A 5,031-nucleotide genomic window follows, 5' to 3' on the forward strand; every position below is an offset into this window, starting at 1 on the left:
TCGCCGCCTGCAAGGCACGCGGCTGGCGCACGTTGCTGCTGTCGGGAGACAGCTCGCCGATGGTTGCCAGTGTCGCCGCCGAGCTGGGCATCGACGAAGCCCATGGCGGCCTGCGCCCCGATGACAAGCTGCAAATGCTGCAACAGTTGCACAAGGAAGGCCGCAAGGTGCTGATGCTCGGCGATGGCGTCAACGATGTGCCGGTGCTGGCCGCCGCCGATATCAGCGTGGCCATGGGCTCGGCCACCGACCTGGCCAAGACCAGCGCCGACGCGGTGTTGCTGTCGAACCGCCTCGACGCCCTGGTGCAAGCCTTTACCCTGGCCCGGCGCACCCGCCGGGTAATCATTGAAAACCTGCTGTGGGCCGGGCTGTACAATGGCCTGATGTTGCCGTTTGCCGCCCTCGGCTGGATCACTCCCATCTGGGCGGCGATCGGCATGTCCCTCAGTTCGTTGACCGTGGTGCTCAATGCCCTGCGCCTGACTCGCATGCCGAGCACGCCAGCCGTGAGCCCCGCCCCCGTAACCCGCCCGCTGCCGGCATGAGCCGCGCGGGCATGGAGTGCAGATGCCAGCTCTTTACGTGATGATCCCGGCGGCGCTGTTGATCGTGGCCATCGCCATTTACATCTTCTTCTGGGCGGTGGACAGCGGCCAGTACGACGACCTCGATGGCCCGGCCCACAGCGTGCTGTTCGATGACCAGGACCCGAACCACCTGGCGGCCGTCGATGAAGCCAACGGCCCTGAACAACCGCCCAAGCCGAAAGATCCGCCCCATGCTTGAACTGGCGCCCCTGCTGGTCTCGGCGGTGATCCTCGGCCTGCTGGGCGGCGGCCATTGCCTGGGTATGTGTGGCGGCCTGATGGGCGCGCTGACCCTGGCGATTCCCAAGGAGCAACGCAGTCGGCGCTTTCGCCTGCTGCTGGCCTACAACCTGGGGCGCATCCTCAGCTACGCCACCGCCGGCTTGCTGATCGGCCTGGCCGGCTGGGCCGTGGCCAACAGTCCGGCAGCGATGTTCATGCGCATCCTCGCCGGGCTGTTGCTGATCTGCATGGGCTTGTACCTGGCCGGCTGGTGGAGCGGCCTGACCCGTATCGAAAGCCTCGGGCGCGGCCTGTGGCGGCATATCCAGCCGGTTGCCAACCGTTTGCTGCCGGTGTCCAGCCTGCCCCGGGCGTTGCTGCTGGGTGCGCTCTGGGGCTGGTTGCCGTGCGGGTTGGTCTACAGCACGTTGCTGTGGGCGGCCAGCCAGGGCAATGCGCTGGACAGTGCGGTGCTGATGCTCGCGTTCGGCCTTGGCACCTGGCCGGTACTGCTGGCCACGGGCTTAGCCGCTGATCGAGTCACCGCGTTATTGCGCAAACGCAGCGTGCGGATGGCCGGTGGCCTGCTGGTCATGCTGTTCGGCATCTGGACCTTGCCCGGGCCGCACCAGCACTGGCTGATGGGGCACTAGATCGCCATGTGGCATAGCGCCGCTCCCCGTTGATGCAAATCAAGATGGCTTCCCCACCCAGCCCCTAGACTCGGCCCACTAGCCTATCCGGGGGAACGCCCGCATGCTCGACGCCATTCGTTGGGACACTGATCTGATTCACCGCTACGACCTGGCGGGGCCACGCTATACCTCGTACCCCACCGCCGTACAATTCGACAGCCAGGTCGGCACCTTCGACCTGCTCCACGCCCTGCGCGACAGCCGCAAGGCCGTACGGCCCCTGTCGCTGTATGTGCATGTGCCATTTTGCGCCAACATTTGCTACTACTGCGCCTGCAACAAGGTCATCACCAAGGATCGCGGCCGGGCTCACGCCTATCTGCAACGCCTGGAGCAGGAAATCCAGTTGGTGGCGTGCCACCTCGACCCCAAACAGCCGGTGGAGCAGCTGCACTTCGGCGGCGGCACCCCGACCTTTCTCAGCCATGACGAGCTGCGTCAGGTCATGGGCCGCCTGCGCCAGCACTTTAACCTGCTGGACGATGACTCCGGCGACTACGGGATTGAAATCGACCCGCGGGAAGCCGACTGGGCGACCATGGGCCTGCTGCGTGAACTGGGGTTCAACCGCGTCAGTATCGGCCTGCAGGACCTGGACCCCGAAGTGCAGCGTGCGGTGAACCGCCTGCAAAGCCTGGAAGAAACCCGCGCAGTGATTGACGCAGCGCGCACCCTGCAGTTTCGTTCGATCAATATCGACCTGATCTACGGTTTGCCCAAGCAGACACCGCTGAATTTCGCACGCACCGTGGAAGAAGTCATCAGCCTGCAACCGGACCGCCTCTCGGTGTTCAACTACGCACACCTGCCGGAACGGTTCATGCCCCAGCGACGGATCAACACCGACGACCTGCCCTCCCCGGCGGAAAAACTGCTGATGCTGCAAACCACCATCGAGCAGTTGACCCAGGCGGGCTACCGCTACATCGGCATGGACCACTTTGCCCTGCCAGACGACGAATTGGCCGTCGCCCAGGAAGAAGGCACGCTGCAACGCAACTTCCAGGGCTACACCACCCACGGGCATTGCGATTTGATCGGGCTTGGGGTGTCGGCGATCAGCCAGATCGGCGACCTGTACTGCCAGAACAGCAGCGACCTGAACCACTACCAGAACGCCCTCGCCGGCGCGCAACTGGCCACCAGCCGTGGGTTGTTATGCACCACGGATGACCGGCTGCGACGGGAAGTGATCCAGCAGTTGATCTGCACGTTCAGCCTGAATTTCGAGAAGATCGAACAGGCTTTCAACATCGATTTTCGCGGCTATTTCGACGAACTCTGGCCGCAACTGGAGGCGATGACCGAGGACGGACTGATCGAACTCGACCCACAGGGCATCCGCGTATTGCCGGCGGGGCGCCTGCTGGTACGCTCGGTGTGCATGGTGTTCGATGCCTATCTGGAGCACCAGAATCGGCAACGATTTTCGCGGGTAATCTGAACCTGTCCTACTTCGCCAGCAGGGCCATCGCTTCCAGCTGCGACTCGGGAGACTCGTCCTTCAAGGCCTTGGTCAACTGCGATTGGGCCGTCATCAAGCCGGCCTGCAATGTCGCGATATCACTCTGCAAGGCGGCCACTCTGGCCTGCCTTGCCTGCGGGGTCTTTGAGGCGTCGGACATGGCAGCTGAGAGCTGAGCCATCTTCTCGGCGAGCTGTTTTCTCATCTCGCGAATCATTTTCAACAGCTGCTTGATGTTGTCTTTCAGGTTGCTGTCGTCAATGTCCTTGTTGGAGTTGGTGCTGGCCTTGGAGGCTTTCAGCCCCGCCCCCGAGATATCCACCACCAGTCCTTGGGGCTTGGTGTCAGTGGCCCGATCGGTAGAAGACGCTTGGTCTTTATCGTCTGCAGCGGGGTCTTTTTTCGCATCAGGCACGGTTAGCGAAGAAACAATGGCAGGGTTGGTTGCGCCAATGGAAAGCATGATCTGAGCCTCCAGCTCTAGGAGTGACAATCTTGTATCGACCTCGATACAAAATTCTTTATACCGCTGCTGCTTTTCTGTACACGCTGGCCTGATTGCCCCCCGGTGCGTTACCCTTACGTCTTATGTGTGTTTTCCCACAAGGATTTAAGAAATGTCCGAGCCAGTTAAACTGCGCGCTCATAGCCAGGCTCATTGCAAGGATTGCAGCCTGGCCCCCCTCTGCCTGCCACTTTCGTTGAATCTGGAAGACATGGAAGCGCTGGACGAGATCGTTAAACGCGGTCGCCCACTGAAAAAAGGCGAGTTCCTGTTTCGCCAGGGCGACAAGTTTGACTCCGTTTATGCAGTACGTTCTGGCGCGCTGAAAACCTTCAGCCTGAGCGATGGCGGCGAAGAACAGATCACCGGCTTCCACCTGCCGAGCGAACTGGTCGGACTGTCGGGCATGGACACTGAGATTCACCCCGTGTCGGCCCAGGCCCTGGAAACCACATCGGTGTGTGAAATCCCGTTCGAACGCCTGGATGAACTGGCCCTGCAGCTGCCGCAATTGCGTCGCCAGCTGATGCGCGTGATGAGCCGGGAAATCCGCGACGACCAACAGATGATGCTGCTGTTGTCGAAGAAAACCGCCGACGAGCGTATTGCCACTTTCCTGGTCAACCTTTCCGCACGTTTCCGCGCGCGGGGTTTCTCGGCCAACCAGTTCCGCCTGAGCATGTCGCGCAACGAAATCGGCAACTACCTGGGCCTGGCGGTGGAAACCGTGTCCCGGGTATTCACCCGCTTCCAGCAGAACGAGTTGATTGCGGCCGAAGGCAAGGAAGTGCATATCCTCGACCCGATCCAGCTCTGCGCATTGGCTGGCGGTTCGCTCGACGGTTGATCCAGACGCTTGCGGCCGAGCCAATCGGCTGGGCCGCAGGTATACTTCGAGTCCGCTTTCCTCCCCAGGACTCCTCGACGATGGTCTTCGATTCGTTCGACATCAAATCCCTGATTCGCCCAGTCATCGACTTCCCCAAGCCTGGGGTGATCTTTCGCGATATCACGCCGCTGTTCCAGTCGCCCAAGGCCTTGCGCCTGGTAGCCGACACCTTCGTACACCGCTACGTCGAAGCCGACTTCACCCACATCGGCGCGATGGATGCCCGGGGCTTCTTGATCGGTTCGATCATTGCCTATCAGTTGAACAAACCGCTGATCCTGTTCCGCAAGCAAGGCAAATTGCCGGCTGACGTGCTGGCCGAGAGTTACCAGACCGAATACGGCGAAGCCTTCCTGGAAGTGCACGCCGACAGCCTGTGTGAAGGTGATTCGGTGCTGATGTTCGATGACCTGATCGCCACCGGCGGCACGCTGATCGCAGCGGCCAACCTGGCGCGGCGCATGGGCGCACGGATTTTCGAAGCGGCGGCGATCATTGACCTGCCGGAGCTGGGTGGGTCCCAGCGCCTGGAAGACATGGGCATTGCGACGTTCTGCCTGACGCAGTTTGCCCTGACAGACCAATAACCCCGGGACTCGTGTGGCGAGGGAGCTTGCTCCCGCTGGAGTGCGCAGCGCTCCCAAAGATCTTGGTGCCGCTACGCA

Annotated in this window: 7 protein-coding genes; 6 read left to right on the plus strand and 1 reads right to left on the minus strand. The window is 61.8% G+C overall.

Annotated features, from left to right (window positions below; genetic code table 11):
* From HX846_RS12410 to hemN, 4 genes are all read left to right on the plus strand, one after another.
* The coding region (locus HX846_RS12410) for an HAD-IC family P-type ATPase (RefSeq protein WP_178965470.1) at window positions 1-548 on the plus strand (548 nt) is incomplete at its 5' end.
* A 22-nt stretch (window positions 549-570) separates the two neighbouring features.
* Window positions 571-789, plus strand: a complete 219-nt coding sequence (ccoS, locus tag HX846_RS12415) for a cbb3-type cytochrome oxidase assembly protein CcoS (protein ID WP_003219033.1) — start codon at window positions 571-573, stop codon at window positions 787-789.
* Window positions 782-1,465 (plus strand): sulfite exporter TauE/SafE family protein, encoded by a 684-nt coding sequence (locus tag HX846_RS12420; protein WP_003219035.1) that lies wholly within the window; start codon window positions 782-784, stop codon window positions 1,463-1,465. Before ccoS ends, HX846_RS12420 begins: the two co-directional genes overlap by 8 nt.
* A 103-nt stretch (window positions 1,466-1,568) precedes the next feature.
* Entirely contained in the window at window positions 1,569-2,951 is a 1,383-nt protein-coding gene (gene hemN, locus HX846_RS12425; protein ID WP_178903592.1) for an oxygen-independent coproporphyrinogen III oxidase, read from the plus strand.
* A 7-nt stretch (window positions 2,952-2,958) separates the two neighbouring features.
* Here the strand turns inward: hemN and HX846_RS12430 are convergent, their stop codons facing one another.
* Window positions 2,959-3,435 (minus strand): hypothetical protein, encoded by a 477-nt coding sequence (locus HX846_RS12430; protein WP_003219041.1) that lies wholly within the window; start codon window positions 3,433-3,435, stop codon window positions 2,959-2,961.
* Between the two features lie 154 nt (window positions 3,436-3,589).
* Here HX846_RS12430 and fnr point away from each other — a divergent pair, with 154 nt between their 5' ends.
* Together fnr and HX846_RS12440 are read left to right on the plus strand one after the other, a co-directional pair.
* A complete protein-coding gene (gene fnr / locus HX846_RS12435; protein WP_003219044.1) occupies window positions 3,590-4,324 on the plus strand; it encodes a fumarate/nitrate reduction transcriptional regulator Fnr in 735 nt (244 codons plus the stop codon).
* A gap of 80 nt (window positions 4,325-4,404) precedes the next feature.
* The gene (locus tag HX846_RS12440) at window positions 4,405-4,953 is read left to right on the plus strand and encodes an adenine phosphoribosyltransferase (RefSeq protein WP_003219046.1); all 549 of its coding nucleotides are present in this window, start codon (window positions 4,405-4,407) and stop codon (window positions 4,951-4,953) included.
* Window positions 4,954-5,031 lie beyond the last annotated feature (78 nt).

This window comes from Pseudomonas sp. K5002 (genome assembly GCF_013386655.1).
Taxonomy (GTDB): domain Bacteria; phylum Pseudomonadota; class Gammaproteobacteria; order Pseudomonadales; family Pseudomonadaceae; genus Aquipseudomonas.

Excerpts from the sequence above, each read along its gene's own strand:
- ccoS (WP_003219033.1), top strand. The coding sequence starts at position 571 with ATGCCAGCTCTTTACGTGATGATCCCGGCGGCGCTGTTGATCGTGGCC.
- HX846_RS12420 (WP_003219035.1), top strand. The coding sequence starts at position 782 with ATGCTTGAACTGGCGCCCCTGCTGGTCTCGGCGGTGATCCTCGGCCTG.
- hemN (WP_178903592.1), top strand. The coding sequence starts at position 1,569 with ATGCTCGACGCCATTCGTTGGGACACTGATCTGATTCACCGCTACGAC.
- HX846_RS12430 (WP_003219041.1), bottom strand. The coding sequence starts at position 3,435 with ATGCTTTCCATTGGCGCAACCAACCCTGCCATTGTTTCTTCGCTAACC.
- fnr (WP_003219044.1), top strand. The coding sequence starts at position 3,590 with ATGTCCGAGCCAGTTAAACTGCGCGCTCATAGCCAGGCTCATTGCAAG.
- HX846_RS12440 (WP_003219046.1), top strand. The coding sequence starts at position 4,405 with ATGGTCTTCGATTCGTTCGACATCAAATCCCTGATTCGCCCAGTCATC.